We start from the raw sequence: 20,331 nt of genomic DNA, 5'->3' as shown, positions 1-20,331 counted from the left end.
TGTTGATCACACTGCATGAGACAGTGGGTTGAGTTAACAGTAAAAGTCTAAGCGGAGAGAAAATGACTAAGCGTAAAATGCTGCTTTTGGGTGTCTTGATGTCACTGACCAGTGCGGCTTATTCTGCCCCACAAACGGCTGCACCATCAGGCATTCAAGCCTATGAAGAACAAGAGTTCATCGCCGACTTTACGAAATTTAAAATTGGTGACACCGCCCCGGCGCAGTACCAAACGCCTGAGTACACCATCAAGCAATATCAACTGCGTAATCTTCCGGCACCGGACGCAGGGACACACTGGACCTACATGGGCGAAAACTACGTTCTGATTGGCGACACGGACGGTAAAATTTATAAAGCTTATAATGGGGATATTTTCTATCACCGCTGATTCGATCATCGTAAGACCCTGGCAGGAAAGCGATCGCCCTTTCCTGCGGACACTCTTTCTGCATTCTCGTCGAGTGGCTTGGCCGTGGCTTAATGGCGATGAATGGCAACTCGATGACTTCGATGCGGCTACGCGTGATGAGCAAATCTGGGTCGCTATCCATCGCGGTCACCGGGTTGGATTTGCTTCGGTGTGGACTAACGATAATTTTCTGCACAATCTGTTTGTCGATCCGCAATTGCTGCGTTCAGGCGTGGGAAGCGCGTTGTTAACGCACGTACAGAAAACCTTCACCAGTACGGGTGCTCTGAAGTGTCTGGTCAAAAATGAGCGCGCCGTGACGTTTTATCAACGACACGGCTGGCATATCGAAGCGACGGGAGATTCTCCGGACGGAGAATATTACCTGATGCATTACAGGCTACCCTGAAAGGCAGCCTGTAAGATGCGGGTTTAAACCGCGCGGAAGGCGATCTCACTCGGAATGACTTCACCCTGCCAGTAAAGCTGTGCTGCGACGCGCCCAGCCAACTGGCGATACATCTCGGCAAACTCGCTTTCAGGACGGCTGACAACCGTTGGCTGCCCCCTATCCAGATCTTCGCGCAGCGTGATATGCAGCGGCATTTGTCCCAGAAGCTGTGTGTGATACTGCGCAGCCAATTTCTCAGCGCCACCGGTACCAAAGATCGCTTCATGGTGCCCGCAGTTGCTGCAAATATGCATACTCATATTCTCGACAACACCGAGAACCGGCACTTCAACCTTCTCAAACATGACGATGCCTTTTTTGGCGTCAACCAGCGCGATATCCTGCGGCGTAGTCACGACAACAGCCCCCGTAACAGGAATGTTTTGCGCCAGCGTCAGCTGAATGTCTCCAGTTCCCGGCGGCATATCCAGTACCAGATAATCGAGATCCGGCCACAGGGTTTCCTGCAACATTTGCAGCAGCGCTTTGCTGGCCATCGGGCCGCGCCACACCATCGCGTTATCATCGGTGACGAGATAGCCGATGGAATTGGTCGCCAGTCCGTGAGCAACGATTGGCGCCATATGGGTGCCATCCGGTGAGGTTGGGCGTTGATTCTCCGCGCCTAACATATTCGGGATAGATGGGCCGTAAATATCGGCATCAAGAATCCCGACTTTTGCCCCTTCAGCTGCCAGCGCCAGCGCCAGATTGACCGCGGTAGAGGATTTCCCTACTCCGCCTTTACCAGAGCTAATGGCGATAATATTCTTAACTCCATTCACGCCGGCCTGGTTTTTGACGCGTTTTAGCGTGGCGATATTGTGCGTCAATTTCCAGTCAATCGCTTTCGCGCCTGTGATGCGCAGCAGATCTGAACTGCACTGCTCTTTTAGCGTTTCGAAAGCATTGCTCCAGACAAACGGCATCTGCACTTCGATATGCAGGGTGTCATCCAGCCATGCAACATGGTGCAACGCTTTCAGTGCCGTAAGATTGTGTTTCAGTGTTGGATGCTGAAAATTTGCCAGCGTCCCGGCGACCATTGCTCGTAAGGCTTCCGGTGATTTGGCCTGGGATTGAGAACTCATCCCGACTCCTTTGTTGTTGTTCTGAAAAAGTGCTCGTCACCGTCAAGTTTACCCCAGTGGTCACAATTATTCATTTATGGATTGATGCCCTTAATTCTTGGCGTAGTTATGGCCTTTCGGGTAACATCAAAAGCCCTTTTTACAGTTAAAAGAAGTAATGCCCACTATGACTCAAGTCGCGAAAAAAATTCTGGTAACGTGCGCACTGCCGTACGCAAACGGTTCAATCCACCTCGGCCACATGCTGGAGCATATCCAGGCTGATGTCTGGGTCCGTTACCAGCGAATGCGCGGCCACCAGGTAAACTTCATTTGCGCGGACGATGCCCACGGCACCCCAATCATGCTGAAAGCACAGCAACTGGGTATTTCTCCAGAGCAGATGATTACCGAAATGAGTCAGGAGCATCAGACCGATTTTGCCGGGTTTGATATCAGCTACGACAACTATCACTCCACGCACAGCGACGAAAACCGCGAACTGTCGGAGCTGATTTACACCCGTCTGAAGGAGAACGGTTTTATTAAAAACCGCACCATCTCTCAGCTGTTCGATCCAGAAAAAGGCATGTTCCTGCCGGATCGTTTTGTGAAAGGCACCTGCCCGAAATGTAAATCTCCGGATCAATATGGCGATAACTGCGAAGTGTGCGGCGCAACTTACAGCCCAACCGAGCTTATCGAGCCAAAATCCGTGGTGTCTGGCGCGACGCCAGTGATGCGTGACTCTGAGCACTTCTTCTTCGACCTGCCGTCCTTTAGTGAAATGCTGCAGGCGTGGACACGCAGCGGTGCACTGCAGGAACAGGTCGCGAACAAAATGCAGGAGTGGTTCGAATCCGGTCTGCAACAGTGGGATATTTCCCGCGATGCGCCTTACTTCGGCTTTGAAATTCCTGACGCGCCAGGTAAATACTTCTACGTCTGGCTGGATGCGCCAATTGGCTACATGGGCTCGTTCAAGAACCTGTGCGACAAGCGCGGCGATACTACCAGCTTCGACGAATACTGGAAAAAAGATTCCGACGCCGAGCTGTATCACTTTATCGGCAAAGACATCGTTTATTTCCACAGCCTGTTCTGGCCGGCCATGCTCGAAGGCAGCGGTTTCCGCAAGCCAACCAATTTATTTGTGCACGGATACGTCACGGTCAACGGCGCGAAGATGTCCAAATCTCGCGGTACGTTCATCAAAGCCAGCACCTGGCTGAACCACTTTGACGCCGACAGTCTGCGCTATTACTACACCGCGAAGCTCTCGTCTCGCATTGATGATATCGACCTGAATCTGGAAGACTTCGTCCAGCGCGTAAACGCAGACATCGTGAACAAAGTGGTCAACCTGGCGTCCCGTAACGCAGGCTTTATCGGCAAGCGTTTTGACGGCGTCATGGCGGCTGAACTGGCTGACCCTGCGCTGTATAAAACCTTCACCGACGCAGCGACGACCATTGGCGAAGCCTGGGAAGCACGCGAGTTCGGCAAAGCCGTACGCGAAATTATGGCCCTGGCCGATTTAGCTAACCGCTATGTCGACGAGCAGGCACCGTGGGTGGTGGCGAAGCAAGAAGGCCGCGATGCGGATCTGCAGGCGATTTGCTCCATGGGCATCAACCTGTTCCGTGTGCTGATGACGTATCTGAAGCCCGTTCTGCCAACGCTCTCTGAACGTGCAGAAGCGTTCCTGAACACCGAACTGACCTGGGATGCTATTCAGCAGCCGTTGCTCAGCCACAAGGTGAACACCTTTAAAGCGCTCTACAACCGGATCGAAATGAAACAAGTCGAAGCGCTGGTTGAGGCGTCGAAAGAAGAAGTGAAAGCGGCAGCCGCTCCCGTAACGGGCCCGCTCGCGGATGACCCAATTCAGGAAACCATCACTTTTGATGATTTCGCGAAAGTCGATTTGCGCGTTGCGCTGATTGAAAATGCGGAATTCGTTGAAGGCTCCGACAAACTGCTGCGCCTCACGCTGGATCTGGGTGGTGAGAAGCGTAATGTCTTCTCCGGTATTCGTTCTGCCTATCCGGATCCGCAGGTACTGATTGGTCGTCAGACGGTGATGGTCGCTAACCTTGCGCCTCGAAAAATGCGTTTCGGTATCTCTGAAGGGATGGTGATGGCCGCAGGTCCTGGCGGGAAAGACATCTTCCTGTTAAGCCCTGACGAAGGCGCCAAGCCTGGTCAGCAGGTGAAATAAATAAAAAAGCCGGAGATTATCTCCGGCTTTTTTTATGCTTTCTTGTGCAAGCGATTGGTCAGCCCGCGTAAGAAGTAACGCAAAAACTGGTCGCCGCATTCACGGTAATTCTTATGATCCGGCGCACGCATCATGGCGGTAATTTCCGGCATCGACACGCGGAATTTCTGCTCGGTCATGATCGCCATCACATCATCGGTTTTGAGGGAAAATGCGATACGCAATTTCTTCAACACGAGATTGTTGTTAACCCGACGCTCTGGCGACAGCGGAGGCGTGTCTTCTGCTTTACCGCGCTTATCGTAAATCAGGCCATTCAAAAACGACGAAAGAATGATGTCCGGGCAGCGAACAAACCCCTCTTCGTCTTCTTTGGTTATCCAGCTGGTAATATTTGCCGGCGTGGTTTCCACTTCGGCGAGTGCGAGAATACGCACCAGATCGTTGTTATTAGATTTCAGGATGTAGCGCACGCTACGAAGAATGTCGTTACTTAACATAATGCCTTCAACTTTCGGTATTGCGATGGGCGCAGTGTACCAGTTTTACAGTCCAATCGCCTCTTTCAGGCTCTTGAGATAGCGGCGGCTTACTGGCACCGTCTGCCCTGCGCGTAACACAAGTTCAGCCTGGCCGTTCTCTTCCAGACGGATCTCTTTCAGATGTGCCATGTTCACCAGATACTGGCGATGACAGCGTATCAGCGGCGTACGGCTTTCGAGCGTGCGCAGCGTCAGCTCCGTAAAGCCTTCTTTGCCTTCAGCGCTGGTGACAAAAACGCCGCTCATGCGGCTGCTGACGAAAGCCACATCGTCCATTTGCAGGAGATAAATTCGGCTATGACCGGTGCAGGGGATAAATTTCAGCGCCTGCTGATGTTCGGGAAGCAGCGAGACGTCCTGCACGGTTCGCTCCTGGCGTAAACGGTTAAGCGTTTTTTCGAGCCGCTTCTCTTCAATCGGCTTCAACAAATAATCGAACGCATGTTCCTCAAACGCTTTCACCGCATACTCATCAAACGCCGTCAGAAAAACGATATACGGGCGATGTTCGGGGTCAAGCATTCCGACCATTTCCAGGCCACTAATGCGCGGCATCTGAATGTCCAGAAACAGTACGTCAGGGCGCAATTTATGCACTGCGCCAATAGCTTCAATCGCATTCGCGCATTCGCCCACGATTTCGATATCGTTCTGCTCCTGGAGCAGAACCCGCAAGTTTTCCCGTGCTAACGGCTCATCATCAACAATCAGCACTCTTAGCATACGTTTTCCTCCAGCGGCAATCTTAGGGTAATACGGGTAAAGCTGTCTGCCTCGCAGGCGACGGTGATTCCGCAGTCATCGCCAAAATGCGCACGCAGGCGTTTGTCCACCAGACTCATTCCCAGCCCGCCCGCTACGGCTGCAGGCTGATACAGTCCGGCATTATCTTCAATATCCAGCACCAGATGATGATTAAACTGGCTGGCCGTGATGCTTATCTCACCGGTGCCCAGCAGCTGGGATGTCCCGTGTTTAATCGCGTTTTCAACAATCGGTTGCAGCGTAAACGCCGGAAGATGCTGATGCGCCAGTTCATCCGGCACAAATAACGACACCTGCAAGCGCGACTGGAATCGCGCTTTCTCGATTTGCAGATACGCATTCACATGCTCAATCTCATCAGCCAACGTGACAATCTCCGACGGGCGTTTCAAATTTTTACGGAAGAAGGTCGACAGAAACTGCACCAGCTGCGCCGCCTGGTCACTGTCGCGCCGGATCACTGCCTTCAGCGTATTCAGCGCATTAAACAGGAAATGCGGATTTACCTGCGCATGCAACAATTTGATCTCCGACTGCGTCAGCAACGCTTTTTGACGCTCGTATTGCCCGGCCAGGATTTGCGCCGATAACAGTTGCGCAATCCCCTCACCCAGAGTGCGGTTGATGGAGCTGAACAGGCGGTTTTTAGCCTCGTATAATTTAATGGTCCCCATCACGTGTTGATTTTCACCCCGCAGCGGGATAACAAGCGTGGAGCCGAGCTTGCACTGGGGATGCAGTGAGCAGCGATAAGGCACTTCGTTACCGTCGGCATAGACCACTTCGCCCGTTTCAATCGCCCGCAGAGTGTAAGCGGACGAAATGGGTTTACCCGGCAAATGATGGTCATCGCCTGTTCCGGTAAATGCCAGTAACCGCTCGCGATCGGTAATGGCGACGGCACCAATATCCAGCTCCTGATACAGCACCTGCGCCACTTTCATGCTGTTCTCTTCGTTAAAACCCTGCCGCAAAATGCCTTCTGTCGACGCGGCGACTTTTAACGCGGTTGAGGAAAACGCCGAAGTGTATTTTTCAAACATGGCGCGCTTGTCGAGCAGGATGCGCATGAACAACGCCGCACCCACGGTATTTGTCACCATCATCGGTGCCGCAATGCTCCCGACCAGATGCAGCGCATCTTCAAAGGGACGCGCAATCAGAAGGATAATCAGCATTTGGGCCAGTTCGGCCACCAGCGTTATCGCCCCGGCGGTTAACGGGCTAAAGACTTTATCCGGGCGACCGCGCTTGATCATGTAGCTGTGAACCAGACCGCCGAGCAACCCCTCAACAATGGTGGAGATCATACAGCTTAACGCCGTCATCCCCCCCATCGAGTAGCGATGTAATCCGCCGGTTAATCCCACCAGCCCACCGACAAGCGGGCCACCGAGCAACCCGCCCATCACGGCACCGATAGCGCGAGTATTGGCGATAGAATCTTCGATATGAAGACCAAAATAGGTCCCCAGAATGCAGAAAATGGAGAAAGTGACGTAGCAAAGGAGTTTGTGCGGAAGGCGAACGGTCACCTGCATCAGCGGAATAAACAGCCTCGTTTTACTCATCAGCCACGCGATGACCAAAAAAACACACATCTGCTGAAGCAGCAGCAACACCAGATTAAATTCGTACATACCCGAAAACCGCACTTTCCAAAAACGCGTAACATACACTGATGCACCTTAACTTTCTTTGAAGCAATCCAAAAAAGGTGTAATTCGTGCCCGGTATCACATCGTTTACCCGGAGATAGTCCATCCTTCGCATTATTTGTACAAAAAACGGTCGATTTTTCCTGGTTCGAGAATCAGCGTCTACAGTTATTCTGGGGACGCGCAAGCCAGGGGGCGAACATGGCGCTGTACACAATAGGTGAAGTGGCACTGCTTTGTGATATCAATCCTGTGACACTGCGAGCCTGGCAGCGACGGTACGGATTATTGAAACCGCAGCGAACCGACGGTGGACACCGCCTGTTTAACGACGCGGATATTGACCGTATCCGCGAGATCAAAAGCTGGATCGATAATGGCGTACAAGTCAGCAAGGTCAAGGCGCTGTTAACCGAGCATGACTCCGGTTGTCAAAATGAATGGCGCGAGCATCAAGAGACGTTGCTTAGGTTTCTGCAGGCCGGCAACCTTCAGCGTTTGCGCACCTGGATCAAGGAACAAGGGCGCGATTATCCCGCCCAGACGCTGATCGCTCACCTCTTTATCCCGCTTCGCCGTCGTCTTCAGTCCCAGCAACCGACATTGCAGACGTTGCTGAGCATGCTGGATGGCGTGCTGATCAATTACATCTCCGTGTGCCTCTCATCGGCACGCAAGAAAAGTGGCAAAGATGCGCTGGTCGTTGGCTGGAATGTGCACGACACGACTCGCCTGTGGCTTGAGGCGTGGATTGCGACTCAGCAAGGCTGGCGCGTCGACGTGCTGGCGCACTCCTTGCCGCAGCTGCGTCCAGAGCTGTTCGAAGGGCAAACGCTGCTTGTCTGGTGCGGCGATATTCCGACGGCCGCACAGCAGCAACTGCTGAGCGAATGGCGAGAGCATGGTTATCCGGTTATTACTCTTGGCCCGTAATTCATCTTCACGGCATTTAATGGTTCATTAACAGACGTGCTTCACCGTATAATTGGACGGTTAACAAAAGGAGCACAACATGAAGGCAACCAAAGTGGCCGCCATTACTCTCTTCGCCTTAATGGCAATCAGCGGCATCGGCGGCGTCATGCTGGCCGGTTACTCATTTATCGTGCGTGGCGGTGTCGGCTGATATACCGCGCCAGTCGCTCAAAACCGCGATCGACCACAATCGCCGCCAGCGCAACGAGTACCGCACCTTGCAGAATATAAGCGGTATTAAATCCGCTCAGACCGATGATAATCGGCGTGCCTAACGTATTCGCCCCTACGGTTGATGCAATGGTCGCCGTGCCGATATTAATAATGACTGACGTTCGGATCCCCGCCAGAATCACTGGGGCAGCAAGCGGCAGTTCAACCTTTCTCAGACGCTGTCCGGCGCTCATGCCCATGCCTTCTGCGACGCTCACCACCGCTGCGGGAACGGCCGTCAGCCCCGCCAACGTTGCCTGTAAAATCGGCAACACACCATACAAAATCAGCGCAATAATCGCCGGTTCCTGACCAAACCCGATCACCGGAACAGCAATTGCCAGCACCGCCACCGGCGGAAACGTCTGACCAATGGCAGCAATGGTCTCGACCAGCGGACGAAATTCTTTACCTGCGGAGCGCGTCACCGCGATACCCGCGCCAACGCCGAGCACAATCGCAATGATACTCGACACCCCCACCAGCCAAAAATGCGCCAGCGTCAGGCTGATAAAGCTCTCCTGCAGATAGACCGGTCGGGGCAATTCAGGAAATAGCGCACCAAACAACGCACCGCTATGCGGCATCCATTCCAGCAGCGCGACAAATACTACAACCAGCCACAGCAGCGGATCACGCATCCACTTCATGCGCCACCTCCCCCGCCAGCAGATCGCGAAAATACAGCGTACCGCATGGCACGCCGTGTTCATCCACCACCGGTAACACTTCACATTGCCGGGCGACAAACGCTGAAAGCGCATCACGCAGGTTCATCTGAATCTGAAGTGCATCGCCCGTCACGCTGTGATTCTGGGGACGCAGATATTCCCCAACCGTGCGCAGAGAAAGCAGCCGAACGCCCAACTCACTGCGGCCAAAGAATTCACGGACAAAATCGGTCGCCGGACGAGTTAGCAGCTCCAGCGGTGTTCCCTGCTGCACCACTTCACCGTTGTCCATTAACACCAGTCGGTCAGCAAGCCGCAGCGCTTCGTCGATATCATGCGTGACCAGAATAATGGTACGCCCCAGAATGCGGTGAATACGCGTCATCTCGGTTTGCAACGCGCCGCGTGTGACCGGATCCAGCGCGCCAAACGGTTCATCCATCAACAGCACCTGGGGATTTGCCGCCAGCGCTCGCGCTACACCCACGCGCTGCTGCTGACCACCGGAAAGCTGATGCGGAAAACGCTCGCGTAACTGCGGCTCAAGGCCCAGCAGCGCCATCAGCTCATCCACCCGTTCGGCGACCTTCTGCCGCGACCATTTTTGCAGTTGCGGCACGGTGGCAATGTTCTGCGCCACCGTCCAGTGCGGGAACAGGCCAATCGACTGGATGGCATATCCCATGCGGCGGCGCAACTCCAGCACCGGCAGGCTGCGGATCTCCTCCCCGGCAAAACGAATCAGTCCGCTGTCATGTTCCACCAGCCGGTTGATCATCTTGAGCGTCGTGGATTTTCCGGATCCGGAAGTGCCAATCAGCACCGAAAACGCCCCTTCTTCAAAGCGTAAGTTCAGGTTGCGCACCGCGGGCTGCCCGGCAAAATGCTTATTCACATTATGAAATTCAATCATGATTTTTCCCTTTCAGCAGGGCGAGCCACAAGGTAAAGACGGCGTCAATGACCACCGCCAACGCGATCGTTGGAATGACGCCAAGCAAAACCAAATCCAGCGCACTGCTGAGTAACCCCTGGAAAACCAGCGCCCCGAAACCGCCGGCACCAATCAGCGCGGCAATCACCGCCATGCCGACGGTTTGTACCGTCACCACACGTAGGCTACGCAGCAGGAGCGGCAAGGCTATCGGGAGCTGTACCTTCCAGAAACGCTGACTCTGGCTCATGCCCATTGCGCTGGCGCTTTCCAGCACATCCGGCGAAACCTGGCTTAATCCTGCCAGAACCCCGCGCGCCAATGGCAGCAGCGCATACAGCACCAGCGCAATCAGCGCAGGCGTCAGTCCGGTTCCGGCGATACCTAACGAAGAGAGTACAGGAAAGGATTTCACCAGCCCGGCGAGCGGAGCAATCAGCAAACCAAAAAGAGCCACAGAAGGGATGGTTTGAATCACGTTCAGCACTGCGAAAATCGGACCCTGACGAGTGGGATGACGATAACACCACATGCCAATGGGTACGCCGATCAGCAGCGCCGGAATCAACGTACCAAAGAGAATGGTGAGATGCTGGACTAGCGCGTCATCAAACACATCCTGGCGATTGGCATACTCTTTCAGTAACGAAAGCGAATTCAGCTCGCCGCTAAACACGATCAACAGGGGCAAGATCCAGATTTGCGCATTCAGTAGCCAGCGCCAGAGCGGCTGTTGAGTGAGTCGGCGAATGGCATCGCTACAGCCCAGCAGGCACAGGGCTACCCACAGCCACAATCCGCTACCGATTGACGTTCGTGCAAGCGGGCTTTCAACCGTGCTCAGATGCGTGGCGGCCAGACCGGCACTCCACACCAGTAACGCGAAAAGAGATTCGCAAAGTAACAACGTGAAAAGGAGCGACGGACGCCCCCGCCAGAACGACAGCAACGCCATCAGCACAAGAGACAGCCCCAACAAAATGGGCGAAAACGCCCATACCTGCCAGACCGCACGCCCTTCGCCAGAGACCAGGCGATTAGGCGCAAAATTCACGAACGGCAGCGCACACGCTGCCAGCGCAAAGCACGCCAGCAGCAGCAATACGCGGTTATGACATTTTATCGGCACCACTTTTCCCTGTTACTTCACGAGACCTTTTTGCTTCAGGTAATCTGCCGCCACTTTTTTAGCATCCAGCCCTTCCACTGCAATGCTCGCGTTAAGCTGTTGCAGCGTTTTTTCATCAAGCGTTTCAAACACCGGCTTCAGCCAGTCGCCGATCTGCGGATAGGCTTTCAGCACCGCTTCACGCACAACAGGCGCAGGTGCATAAATCGGCTGGACACCTTTTGGATCGGTGAGCGTTTGCAGCCCCAGCGCGGCAACCGGACCGTCAGTACCGTACGCCATCGCGGCATTCACGCCAGAGGTTTGCTGCGCTGCGGCTTTAATCGTCACAGCGGTGTCACCACCCGCCAGGGACAGAAGCTGTTTCTGGTCGAGTTTGAAATCGTACGCTTTTTCAAAGGCCGGTAACGCATCCGAACGTTCGATAAATTCTGCCGATGCGGCGAGTTTAAAATCGCCTTTGTCTTTCAGATAACGGCTTAAATCGTCAAGGGACGTGAGCTTGCCTTTCTCAGCCAGATCTTTGCGCACGGCAATGGTCCAGGTGTTGTTGGCCGGGGCTGGCGTTAGCCAGATGAGCTTATTCTGCTCGGCATCGAGTTTTTTCACTTTCTCGTAGCCTGCGCTGGCATTTTTCCACGCCGCATCGTTTTCATCTTTGAAGAAAAATGCGCCGTTGCCCGTATATTCCGGATAGATATCCAGCTCACCAGAGGTGATCGCACCGCGCACGACGGGCGTTGTGCCAAGCTGCACTTTATTGACCGTTTTGACGCCGTGGCTTTCCAGGACCTGGAGAATAATATTGCCGAGCAACGCCCCTTCGGTGTCGATTTTCGATCCGACTTTCACCGGCTCGGCCGCCTGCAAGGGCAGACTCAGTGCCGCCAGTAACGCCGCAGAGCCTAAAACTCGCTTTGAGATTGTCATTCCGCTGTCCTCATTTTTTTATCGCCTTTATCAGAGGCTTGAGAGAAAAGCGTAGTTTAAAACGGGGGATTTAACCGACAAAATGCGTTTTTAGCATAAGGTAAGAACAATCCCCCGACTGGCGGGGGATTCATGGGCAGGAGAAATTACAGCAGTTCGAACTCGCCTTTATTCACGCGAGCGGAGTCCACCCCGATAAAGACGTTAAACTTGCCAGCCTCAGCGTCATATTTCATCTGCTGATTCCAGAACTTCAGCGCGTCCACATCAATCGGGAAGCTAACGGTTTTCGTCTCGCCCGGTTTCAGATCCACTTTTTCGAAGCCGCGCAGCTGTTTCACTGGACGGCTCATCGACGCGGTGACGTCCTGAACGTACATCTGGATGACCGTCGCGCCTTCGCGCTTACCGGTGTTGGTCACTTCCACACTGGCCGTCACTTTTCCGTCACGCTTCAGAGACGGTGCCGACATTTTCACGTCAGAGACGTTGAAGGTGGTGTAGCTCAGACCATAGCCGAACGGATACAGCGGGCCGTTCGCTTCGTCGAAGTAGCGCGATGTGTATTTGTTTGGCTTATCCGCATTGTAAGGACGGCCAGTATTGAGATGGCTGTAGTACACCGGGATCTGCCCGACCGAGCGCGGGAAGGACATCGGCAGTTTGCCCGATGGGTTGTAATCGCCAAACAGCACATCAGCAATTGCGTTGCCGCCTTCGGTACCCGCAAACCAGGTTTCCAGCAGCGCGTCAGCCTGCTGATCTTCTTTGACCAGCGCCAGCGGACGCCCGTTCATCAGCACCAGCACCAGCGGTTTGCCGGTGGCTTTCAGCGCAGTAATCAGGTCGCGCTGACTTTGTGGAATGGTGATATCCGTACGGCTGGACGCCTCGTGCGCCATGCCTTGCGCTTCACCGACGACGGCAACCACCACGTCAGACTGTTTCGCCGCGCTGACGGCTTCGTCGATCATCGCCTGTGCAGAAAGCGGATCAACTTTCACCGCCTCTTCGTACTGGTTCAGGAACGTCACAATGTCTTTATCGTTGGTGACGTTCGCGCCTTTGGCATAAACCACTTGGCCGTTTTCGCCCAGCGCGTTTTTAATCCCCGTCAACACGGTAACGGATTGATCGGCCACACCGGCGGCGGACCAGCTCCCCATCACGTCACGTTTGCTGTCAGCCAAAGGACCAACGACCGCAATGGTGCCGGATTTTTTCAGCGGCAGCGTGTCGAGACGGTTTTTCAGCAGTACCAGACTTTCGCGCGCCACTTCACGCGCGTCTTTGCGGTGCAAACGACTTTCTGCGTTGGTATCTGCCGGATCGGAATCTTTTGGTCCCAGATGGCTGTACGGATCGTTAAACAAGCCCATGTCGTATTTTACATTCAGCACATGACGTGTGGCGTCATCCAGCTCAGCCATCGTGACCTTGCCGGTTTTCACCAGATCGGGCAGATATTTGCTGTAATACTCGTCGCTCATGCTCATGTTGATACCGGCTTTGAGCGCCACGCGTACCGCGTCTTCTGGGTCGGACGCCGCGCCATGCTTAATTAACTCTTTAATCGCGCCGTGATCGGAAACGGTGATGCCTTTAAAGCCCCACTGATCGCGCAGAACATCTTTGAGCAGCCAGGAATCTGAGGTCGCTGGCGTGCCATTCAGAGAGTTCAGCGCCACCATTACCGCGCCGCTACCGGCATCCAGCCCGGCTTTGTACGGCGGCATGTAGTCGTTGAAAAGACGCTGCGGACTCATATCTACAGTGTTGTACTCTTTACCACCTTCGACTGCGCCATACGCCGCAAAGTGTTTAACGCTGGTCATCACCGAATAGCGATCCGCCGGGCTTTTACCCTGCATCGCTTCTACCATGGTTTTACCCAAGGTCGCGGTGAGGTAGGTATCTTCGCCAAAACCTTCTGACGCACGACCCCAGCGCGGATCGCGGGAGACGTCGACCATTGGCGCCCAGGTCATGTTCAGACCGTCATCCGCCGCTTCATAGGCAGAAATACGCCCAACGGTTCTGACCGCATCCAGATTGAAAGAGGACGCTAAACCGAGGCTGATTGGGAAAACGGTACGCTGGCCGTGGACCACATCGTAGGCGAAGAACAGAGGAATTTTCAGGCGGCTTAGCTGCATTACCTGATCCTGCATTTTGCGGATGTCTTCACGGGTCACGGTGTTAAAAATCGCCCCGACCTGACTCTCCTGAATCATGTCGCGGATCGCTTCTTTCGGGTTATCCGGTCCGACGCTGATCAAACGCAGCTGGCCGATTTTCTCATCGACCGTCATTTTCGTGAGCAATTCGTTGACGAATTTATCGCGCGCTTCCGGGGTTAACGGGTGATTGCCAAACAGATCGTCAGCGAGCGCGGGTTGCAGCGCCAGACCTACTGCGACAGCTACAGAACAAAGCCATTTCATGTTGTTGTACTCTCTCATCATCAACCGCCGGAAAACTCGGCCAGACCGTGCGAAAAGCGCAGTGTGCCACAAACCCTTAAAACGTTGCAGGGTTATTCTCTGATTTTTCTCATGAATACTTGTTCGCTTAATAGTTAATCGCGCTATGCTTTACAGCGAGAAATTTGCCCCACCACAAGGAGTGGAAAATGACTTCTGTTCGGACTCAACATCACAACGCATTCATTAACGAATTGTCGCGGCTGGTCGGCCACTCTCACCTGCTGACTGACCCGGAAAAAACGGCCCGTTATCGCAAAGGTTTTCGTTCCGGTCAGGGCGAGGCGCTGGCTGTGGTCTTCCCGGGTACGCTGCTGGACCTGTGGCGCGTATTGGCGGCCTGCGTCGAAGCCGACAAAATCATTCTGATGCAGGCGGCGAATACCGGTCTGACGGAAGGCTCCACGCCAAACGGCAATGATTATGACCGCGATATCGTCATTGTTAGCACCTTGCGACTCGATAAACTGCATGTGCTGGATAAAGGTGAGCAGGTGCTGGCGTATCCTGGCACGACGCTTTATTCGCTGGAAAAAGCGCTGAAACCACTCGGTCGCGAACCGCATTCCGTAATTGGTTCATCCTGTATTGGCGCATCGGTAGTCGGTGGGATCTGCAATAACTCCGGCGGTTCGCTGGTGCAGCGCGGGCCGGCTTACACTGAAATGTCGCTGTATGCGCGTATTGACGAAAACGGCAAACTGACGCTGGTGAACCATCTCGGCATCAATCTCGGCGTCACGCCTGAGCAGATCCTCAGCAAGCTCGACGACGAGCGCGTGACAGACGCTGACGTTCAGCACGACGGTCGTCACGCCCACGATCATGATTACATTACCCGCGTGCGGGATATCGAAGCCGATACCCCGGCGCGTTACAACGCCGATCCGGATCGTCTGTTTGAATCGTCCGGGTGTGCGGGCAAGCTGGCGGTCTTCGCCGTGCGTCTGGACACTTTCCCCGCGGAGAAGAAACAGCAGGTCTTTTATATCGGCACCAACCAGCCAGACGTGTTGACGGAAATCCGTCGCCATATTCTGGGTGAATTCGCGAATCTGCCGGTGGCGGGCGAATACATGCACCGTGATATTTACGATATCGCTGAGCGCTACGGCAAAGACACCTTCCTGATGATCGACAAGCTCGGCACCGATAAAATGCCGTTCTTCTTCACCATGAAAGGCCGCGCCGACGCGATGCTGGGTAAAGTCTCACTGTTTAAACCGCATTTTACCGATCGTTTTATGCAGAAGTTGGGCCACGCCTTCCCGGCGCATTTGCCGCCGCGCATGAAAAGCTGGCGGGATAAATACGAACACCATCTACTGTTGAAGATGGCGGGCGACGGGATTGCCGAAGCGCAAACCTGGCTGAGCGAATTCTTCAAAACCGCAGAAGGCGATTTCTTCGCCTGTACGCCGGAAGAAGGCAGCAAAGCATTTTTACACCGCTTCGCGGCGGCAGGCGCGGCGATTCGCTATCAGGCCGTCCATTCCGAAGAGGTCGAAGACATTCTGGCGCTGGACATTGCCCTGCGACGTAACGATACCGAATGGTTTGAACATTTGCCGCCTGAGATCGACAGTAAACTGGTGCATAAACTCTATTACGGCCACTTTATGTGCCATGTTTTCCATCAGGATTACATCGTCAAAAAGGGTGTCGATGCGCATGCTTTGAAAGACGAAATGCTAGAACTGCTGCGCGCGCGCGGGGCGCAGTATCCTGCTGAACATAATGTCGGCCATTTGTATGAAGCGCCCGATACGCTTAAGCGTTTTTATCGCGAGAATGATCCGACAAACAGCATGAACCCCGGCATCGGTAAAACGACAAAGCATAAATACTGGCGTGAAGCGGTCGATTCAGAAGATGCAGATTCGCAAGCCTCTGAACAAGCCGTAAAGCCTCACTGAAAATATTGTTAAGCACGTATCAATCGTACTAGAGTATCGACATCGCGCCGGAGAAACGTTTCTCCGGCTTTTTTCTTCCAGGAGAAAGCCCGCCATGTCGGCCGTTGAGATCTTATCTGCGAGTGAAGTTGAGGTGCGCGACGCCCAGCCTGACGACGTCCACGCGATTGCCGCAATCTATGCCTGGCATGTGTTGAACGGTCGCGCCTCATTTGAAGAAGTCCCTCCCGCCATTGATGAAATGCGCCAGCGCATGCGCGACATCGCCGCCGAGGGTTTACCCTGGCTGGTGGCGCTTTATCGTGGTGTGGTGGTGGGTTATTGCTATGCCTCGCTGTATCGCGCTCGCCCTGCCTATCGCTATACGCTTGAAGAGTCGATTTATGTCGATGCCAGCGCTACCGGCCGGGGTTTTGGCAGCGCGCTAATGGATGCGTTGATTGCCCGCTGCGAACAAGGTCACTGGCGACAAATCATCGCGGTGGTGGGTGACGGGCACAACAATTCAGGCTCTATTCGCCTGCACAAAAAGCATGGTTTTGAAGTGGCCGGACAGCTCAGGAGCGTGGGCTACAAGAAAGGGAACTGGCGGGATACGCTGATCATGCAGCGTCCACTCAACGACGGTGACTGGACGCTGCCGGAATAATTAATCGTTCTGCGCGGTTTGTTCACCCGCTGAAGATGAAGCCGAGGCCATTTGCGCGGCTTTTTGCTTTTTATAGCTCAGCGCTGCCGCCGGTACTGGCTGGGCTTTGCCGGTTTCGATCCACGTCCGCAGACGGCTCGCATCTGCAAAGTGGGTGTATTTACCAAAGGCATCCATCACCACCAGCGCCACCGGTTTACCGTTGAATACGGTACGCATCACCAGACAGTGACCCGCCGCATTGGTAAAGCCCGTTTTGGTTAACTGGATGTTCCAGTTCTCCCGATAAACCAGATGGTTAGTATTGCGAAACGGCAGCGTGTAAGCCGGATTCGCAAACGTGGCCATCTCTTCACGCGTGGTGCTGAGCTGTCCGATCAGCGGATACTGTTTGCTGGCGATCAGCATTTGGGTCAGATCGCGCGCGGTCGACACGTTGTGAATCGACAGACCCGTCGGCTCCACAAAACGCGTATTTTTCATTCCCAGTGATTTCGCTTTCGCGTTCATCGCGCGGATAAACGCGTCGTAACCGCCAGGATAATGATGTGCCAGGCTTGCTGCCGCACGGTTTTCCGAGGACATCAATGCCAGCAGCAGCATATTTTTACGGCTGATTTCGCTGTTCAAACGCACGCGAGAGTAAATTCCCTTCATTTCCGGCGTGTGGCTGATATCAACCTTAAGTTTCTCATCCAGCGGCAGCCGTGCATCCAGCACCACCATCGCGGTCATTAATTTGGTAATCGATGCAATCGGACGCACCAGATCCGGGTGACTGGAATAGATCACTTTGTTGGTGTTCAGATCAACAATCATCGCGCTACCAGAAGCTATTTCCGGTTGAGCGGCAGTCGTCAGTGCAGGTGTTTTCGCGATCGCAGGTACGGCAACGGGCACCGCCAGGATCAGCGCAAGGCTAAGTAATGAAACTCGGAATTTCAGCATGGGGGAAACTTCTGATAATTATTCATGCACGTTATGACGTACGCCTCCTGTGAAAACGCGCGGACACAGGCTGGCAAAGGCATCATAGCTGTGCCGGACGCATGTCGCCAGCGAAGAATCGTGAACAGATGCTGCATTGCTGGCATTTACGCCAGCAATGCATTCAGGTTAGAACAGGCGATAGCCGTAACCCCACAGGATCACCGTCAGCGCCAGCAGCGCCTCGAGCACCAGTACGCCGATTGCCAGCGTCGATCCCGAGAAACTTAACCCTTCCTCTTTATTAATATTCAGGAAGGTCGGGATACCGACAAACAGCAGATAACCGGTGTAAAACAGCGCAAGAGTGCCGATAAGCGCGCACAGCCAGACCAGCGGATAGAGCGCCACGATACCACTCATAAACAGCGGTGTTGCCACGTAACCCGCAAAAACCATACACAGCGTTAATGATGGGCGCTGCGGATAGTTACGCGCCATCCAGTAAATAACGCGCCCCATGATCGCCACGCCCGCCAGCATGATGCCGTAGAAGATCACCGCAAGTGCCAGGCCGGTCACCAAGGACAGTTTTACGATGTTGCCATCGCCAAAATTCCAGCCGATTTGCGTGGTACCGATAAAAGCGCATATCACCGGGACTGCCGCCATGAGCAGGACATGGTGCGTGTAATGATGCGCGACCGTTTCGTTCTCACTTCTGATAACGTGCATTTCACGATTGGGATGGGAAAAAAGTCCCCAGACATGGTTCATACAGCCCCCTCATTGTCAGCCCGCAAGCGATACTGTCAGTATAATGCAGGGTTTCGATTATTTTCTGTACAGCTTAAAAAATGCCACGGATACGGAACGGCGTTGGTTACGACACCATTGATTGACAGGGTGTATGATTAAAGCGGATTCATTGAGGGAGACTACGCTTATCTTATGGATATCAATAATCTGATTGAACAGTACGGATATGTTGCCCTGGTGATTGGCAGCGTGGCAGAAGGTGAAACCATTACCCTGCTTGGCGGTGTGGCTGCCCATCAGGGATTACTGCGCTTCCCACTGGTGGTTGCCGCTGTTGCGCTAGGCGGAATGATTGGCGATCAATTGCTTTATCTGCTGGGACTACGCTTTGGTCCTGCGCTTTTGAAACGTTTTAAGAAACATCAAAAGAAGATTAACCGCGCGCAACGCCTGATTCAGCGCCACCCTTATCTGTTCGTTATCGGAACGCGGTTTATGTACGGCTTTCGCATTATCGGCCCGATGCTGATTGGGGCCAGCCGATTGCCACCGAAAATCTTCCTGCCGCTGAATATCATTGGTGCCATCGCCTGGGCGTTGATTTTTACCTCGCTGGGTTACGTCGGTGGTGAAGTGATCGGCCCCTGGCTGCACGATCTCGATCAGCATTTGAAACACTGGATTTGGGTGATTGTGTTCGCGGTGGCGGTGATTGCGGTTCGGCTGTGGCTGAAATACCGGGATAAAGAGCGTGAGTAAATCAGTGCAGTGAGGTATTCCCCTCTCCCGGTGAGAGAGGGGGAAATATCATTCTGCCGGTTTAAACTGCGGGTTTGCGATCATAAACCCGCCATCGACAACAAATGATTGTCCGGTGGTGTAACTGGCGTCGGTGTCGCAGAGCCAGGCCACCAGGCTGGCGATCTCTTTGGTGTGCCCCGGGCGTCCAAGCGGGATTTCTGGCATTGACCCTTCCTCAACTTCGCTGTCATCCATGTCGTTCATCGGCGTCGCTATCGCCCCAGGCGCGACGGCGTTCACCAGAATTTTGTGCTGCACCAGTTCCATTGCCATTGATTTAGTTAAGCCCCCCAGCGCGTGTTTCGCCGCCGTGTAGGCGCTGGCATCAGGCAGCGGCGTGTGTTCGTGCACGGACGTAATATTGACGATCCGCCCGCCCTGCCCCTGTTTCACCATCTGCCTGGCCGCTATTTGCGAGCACAAAAACGCCCCATCCACGTCGACGGTGAATATCGCCCGCCAGTCATCAAATGCCATATCCAGAAACGGCGCTTTGGTCATTGCCCCGGCGTTGTTGACCAGCACATCCAGGCGACCAAACCGGGTGATGAGAGATTCGATCGCCTTTGCACCCTGTGGAAGTTCGCTTAGATCCAGGTGGATAGCTTCGGCACGCTGACCCCGTGCCTCAATTTCGCGGCAGGTTTTCAGCGCCCCCTCTTCATCGGAATGCCAGGTCACACCAATGTCAAAACCACGCTCAGCCAGCATCAACGCCGTGGTTTTGCCTATCCCTGAATCTGATGCGGTCACAATAGCGACTCGATTTGTTGCAGCCATACTCACCTCCGGAGAAATCACAAAGAGTTAAGTATAGATAATGC

Annotated in this window: 20 protein-coding genes; 8 read left to right on the top strand and 12 right to left on the bottom strand. The window is 54.0% G+C overall.

Features of this window, described 5'->3' with window-relative positions; all coding sequences use genetic code 11:
* The first annotated feature begins 62 nt into the window (after positions 1–62).
* The gene (locus ACKI5T_RS13925; protein WP_015959716.1) at positions 63–392 is read left to right on the top strand and encodes an RcnB family protein; all 330 of its coding nucleotides are present in this window, start codon (positions 63–65) and stop codon (positions 390–392) included.
* Positions 367–822, top strand: coding sequence for a GNAT family N-acetyltransferase (locus tag ACKI5T_RS13920; RefSeq protein WP_407438162.1), 456 nt, complete (start codon positions 367–369; stop codon positions 820–822). The genes ACKI5T_RS13925 and ACKI5T_RS13920 overlap by 26 nt, the downstream gene beginning before the upstream one ends.
* Positions 823–845: 23 nt before the next feature.
* Here ACKI5T_RS13920 and apbC read toward each other — a convergent pair whose 3' ends face one another.
* A complete protein-coding gene (apbC, locus tag ACKI5T_RS13915; RefSeq protein WP_235133697.1) occupies positions 846–1,955 on the bottom strand; it encodes an iron-sulfur cluster carrier protein ApbC in 1,110 nt (369 codons plus the stop codon).
* 166 nt (positions 1,956–2,121) lie between these two features.
* On the opposite strand from apbC, the gene metG reads away from it, so the two are divergent.
* The gene (metG, locus tag ACKI5T_RS13910) at positions 2,122–4,155 is read left to right on the top strand and encodes a methionine--tRNA ligase (RefSeq protein WP_235133698.1); all 2,034 of its coding nucleotides are present in this window, start codon (positions 2,122–2,124) and stop codon (positions 4,153–4,155) included.
* Between the two features lie 32 nt (positions 4,156–4,187).
* Here the strand turns inward: metG and ACKI5T_RS13905 are convergent, their stop codons facing one another.
* The 3 genes from ACKI5T_RS13905 to ACKI5T_RS13895 are packed head-to-tail and all read right to left on the bottom strand — an operon-like array spanning position 4,188 to position 7,102.
* Positions 4,188–4,655: a DUF1456 family protein gene (locus ACKI5T_RS13905; protein ID WP_015959720.1), complete on the bottom strand. Its 468-nt coding sequence runs from the start codon at positions 4,653–4,655 to the stop codon at positions 4,188–4,190.
* A 45-nt stretch (positions 4,656–4,700) separates the two neighbouring features.
* A complete protein-coding gene (gene btsR, locus ACKI5T_RS13900) occupies positions 4,701–5,420 on the bottom strand; it encodes a two-component system response regulator BtsR (RefSeq protein WP_015959721.1) in 720 nt (239 codons plus the stop codon).
* On the bottom strand, positions 5,414–7,102 hold the full coding sequence (locus ACKI5T_RS13895; protein ID WP_015959722.1) for a sensor histidine kinase: 1,689 nt from the start codon (positions 7,100–7,102) through the stop codon (positions 5,414–5,416). Before ACKI5T_RS13895 ends, btsR begins: the two co-directional genes overlap by 7 nt.
* Before the next feature lie 219 nt (positions 7,103–7,321).
* On the opposite strand from ACKI5T_RS13895, the gene mlrA reads away from it, so the two are divergent.
* Positions 7,322–8,053 carry an HTH-type transcriptional regulator MlrA gene (mlrA, locus tag ACKI5T_RS13890; RefSeq protein WP_407438159.1) on the top strand — a complete coding sequence of 244 codons (732 nt, stop codon included), beginning with the start codon at positions 7,322–7,324 and terminating at the stop codon, positions 8,051–8,053.
* A gap of 79 nt (positions 8,054–8,132) precedes the next feature.
* The gene (locus ACKI5T_RS13885; RefSeq protein WP_015959724.1) at positions 8,133–8,246 is read left to right on the top strand and encodes a protein YohO; all 114 of its coding nucleotides are present in this window, start codon (positions 8,133–8,135) and stop codon (positions 8,244–8,246) included.
* On the opposite strand, the gene ACKI5T_RS13880 is transcribed toward ACKI5T_RS13885, so the two are convergent.
* The 5 genes from ACKI5T_RS13880 to bglX all read right to left on the bottom strand — a co-directional run bounded on the left by ACKI5T_RS13880 (position 8,221) and on the right by bglX (position 14,416).
* Positions 8,221–8,958 (bottom strand): ABC transporter permease, encoded by a 738-nt coding sequence (locus ACKI5T_RS13880; protein WP_407438157.1) that lies wholly within the window; start codon positions 8,956–8,958, stop codon positions 8,221–8,223. The two genes, ACKI5T_RS13885 and ACKI5T_RS13880, sit on opposite strands and share 26 nt — an antisense overlap.
* Positions 8,942–9,892, bottom strand: a complete 951-nt coding sequence (locus ACKI5T_RS13875) for an ABC transporter ATP-binding protein (RefSeq protein WP_407438155.1) — start codon at positions 9,890–9,892, stop codon at positions 8,942–8,944. Before ACKI5T_RS13875 ends, ACKI5T_RS13880 begins: the two co-directional genes overlap by 17 nt.
* The gene (locus tag ACKI5T_RS13870) at positions 9,885–11,042 is read right to left on the bottom strand and encodes an ABC transporter permease (RefSeq protein WP_407438153.1); all 1,158 of its coding nucleotides are present in this window, start codon (positions 11,040–11,042) and stop codon (positions 9,885–9,887) included. The genes ACKI5T_RS13875 and ACKI5T_RS13870 overlap by 8 nt, the downstream gene beginning before the upstream one ends.
* A gap of 12 nt (positions 11,043–11,054) precedes the next feature.
* Entirely contained in the window at positions 11,055–11,972 is a 918-nt protein-coding gene (locus tag ACKI5T_RS13865; protein ID WP_407438152.1) for an ABC transporter substrate-binding protein, read from the bottom strand.
* Between the two features lie 146 nt (positions 11,973–12,118).
* Positions 12,119–14,416 (bottom strand): beta-glucosidase BglX, encoded by a 2,298-nt coding sequence (gene bglX, locus ACKI5T_RS13860; protein WP_407438191.1) that lies wholly within the window; start codon positions 14,414–14,416, stop codon positions 12,119–12,121.
* A 188-nt stretch (positions 14,417–14,604) separates the two neighbouring features.
* On the opposite strand from bglX, the gene dld reads away from it, so the two are divergent.
* Together dld and ACKI5T_RS13850 are read left to right on the top strand one after the other, a co-directional pair.
* Positions 14,605–16,371: a D-lactate dehydrogenase gene (dld, locus tag ACKI5T_RS13855; RefSeq protein WP_407438150.1), complete on the top strand. Its 1,767-nt coding sequence runs from the start codon at positions 14,605–14,607 to the stop codon at positions 16,369–16,371.
* Between the two features lie 94 nt (positions 16,372–16,465).
* Complete coding sequence (locus ACKI5T_RS13850; RefSeq protein WP_015959731.1) at positions 16,466–17,020, top strand: GNAT family N-acetyltransferase; 555 nt, start codon at positions 16,466–16,468, stop codon at positions 17,018–17,020.
* Here the strand turns inward: ACKI5T_RS13850 and pbpG are convergent, their stop codons facing one another.
* Both pbpG and ACKI5T_RS13840 read right to left on the bottom strand, forming a co-directional pair.
* Positions 17,021–17,968, bottom strand: coding sequence for a D-alanyl-D-alanine endopeptidase (gene pbpG / locus ACKI5T_RS13845; protein ID WP_015959732.1), 948 nt, complete (start codon positions 17,966–17,968; stop codon positions 17,021–17,023). It abuts the gene before it with no gap.
* A 168-nt stretch (positions 17,969–18,136) separates the two neighbouring features.
* Positions 18,137–18,724 carry a Yip1 family protein gene (locus ACKI5T_RS13840; RefSeq protein ID WP_407438148.1) on the bottom strand — a complete coding sequence of 196 codons (588 nt, stop codon included), beginning with the start codon at positions 18,722–18,724 and terminating at the stop codon, positions 18,137–18,139.
* 174 nt (positions 18,725–18,898) lie between these two features.
* Between ACKI5T_RS13840 and ACKI5T_RS13835 the strand changes: the two genes are divergently transcribed.
* Positions 18,899–19,465: a DedA family protein gene (locus ACKI5T_RS13835; protein ID WP_235133708.1), complete on the top strand. Its 567-nt coding sequence runs from the start codon at positions 18,899–18,901 to the stop codon at positions 19,463–19,465.
* A gap of 48 nt (positions 19,466–19,513) precedes the next feature.
* Here ACKI5T_RS13835 and ACKI5T_RS13830 read toward each other — a convergent pair whose 3' ends face one another.
* Positions 19,514–20,287 carry an SDR family oxidoreductase gene (locus ACKI5T_RS13830; RefSeq protein ID WP_407438146.1) on the bottom strand — a complete coding sequence of 258 codons (774 nt, stop codon included), beginning with the start codon at positions 20,285–20,287 and terminating at the stop codon, positions 19,514–19,516.
* Positions 20,288–20,331 lie beyond the last annotated feature (44 nt).

Origin of the sequence: Lelliottia sp., assembly GCF_045627565.1 — a bacterium.
Classification (GTDB): domain Bacteria; phylum Pseudomonadota; class Gammaproteobacteria; order Enterobacterales; family Enterobacteriaceae; genus Enterobacter.
Note: the sequence above shows the minus strand (reverse complement) of the source record. Positions and strands in the feature narration are given on the sequence as shown.

Excerpts from the sequence above, each read along its gene's own strand:
- ACKI5T_RS13925 (WP_015959716.1), top strand. The coding sequence starts at position 63 with ATGACTAAGCGTAAAATGCTGCTTTTGGGTGTCTTGATGTCACTGACC.
- ACKI5T_RS13920 (WP_407438162.1), top strand. The coding sequence starts at position 367 with ATGGGGATATTTTCTATCACCGCTGATTCGATCATCGTAAGACCCTGG.
- apbC (WP_235133697.1), bottom strand. The coding sequence starts at position 1,955 with ATGAGTTCTCAATCCCAGGCCAAATCACCGGAAGCCTTACGAGCAATG.
- metG (WP_235133698.1), top strand. The coding sequence starts at position 2,122 with ATGACTCAAGTCGCGAAAAAAATTCTGGTAACGTGCGCACTGCCGTAC.
- ACKI5T_RS13905 (WP_015959720.1), bottom strand. The coding sequence starts at position 4,655 with ATGTTAAGTAACGACATTCTTCGTAGCGTGCGCTACATCCTGAAATCT.
- btsR (WP_015959721.1), bottom strand. The coding sequence starts at position 5,420 with ATGCTAAGAGTGCTGATTGTTGATGATGAGCCGTTAGCACGGGAAAAC.
- ACKI5T_RS13895 (WP_015959722.1), bottom strand. The coding sequence starts at position 7,102 with ATGTACGAATTTAATCTGGTGTTGCTGCTGCTTCAGCAGATGTGTGTT.
- mlrA (WP_407438159.1), top strand. The coding sequence starts at position 7,322 with ATGGCGCTGTACACAATAGGTGAAGTGGCACTGCTTTGTGATATCAAT.
- ACKI5T_RS13885 (WP_015959724.1), top strand. The coding sequence starts at position 8,133 with ATGAAGGCAACCAAAGTGGCCGCCATTACTCTCTTCGCCTTAATGGCA.
- ACKI5T_RS13880 (WP_407438157.1), bottom strand. The coding sequence starts at position 8,958 with ATGAAGTGGATGCGTGATCCGCTGCTGTGGCTGGTTGTAGTATTTGTC.
- ACKI5T_RS13875 (WP_407438155.1), bottom strand. The coding sequence starts at position 9,892 with ATGATTGAATTTCATAATGTGAATAAGCATTTTGCCGGGCAGCCCGCG.
- ACKI5T_RS13865 (WP_407438152.1), bottom strand. The coding sequence starts at position 11,972 with ATGACAATCTCAAAGCGAGTTTTAGGCTCTGCGGCGTTACTGGCGGCA.
- bglX (WP_407438191.1), bottom strand. The coding sequence starts at position 14,416 with ATGAAATGGCTTTGTTCTGTAGCTGTCGCAGTAGGTCTGGCGCTGCAA.
- dld (WP_407438150.1), top strand. The coding sequence starts at position 14,605 with ATGACTTCTGTTCGGACTCAACATCACAACGCATTCATTAACGAATTG.
- ACKI5T_RS13850 (WP_015959731.1), top strand. The coding sequence starts at position 16,466 with ATGTCGGCCGTTGAGATCTTATCTGCGAGTGAAGTTGAGGTGCGCGAC.
- pbpG (WP_015959732.1), bottom strand. The coding sequence starts at position 17,968 with ATGCTGAAATTCCGAGTTTCATTACTTAGCCTTGCGCTGATCCTGGCG.
- ACKI5T_RS13840 (WP_407438148.1), bottom strand. The coding sequence starts at position 18,724 with ATGAACCATGTCTGGGGACTTTTTTCCCATCCCAATCGTGAAATGCAC.
- ACKI5T_RS13835 (WP_235133708.1), top strand. The coding sequence starts at position 18,899 with ATGGATATCAATAATCTGATTGAACAGTACGGATATGTTGCCCTGGTG.
- ACKI5T_RS13830 (WP_407438146.1), bottom strand. The coding sequence starts at position 20,287 with ATGGCTGCAACAAATCGAGTCGCTATTGTGACCGCATCAGATTCAGGG.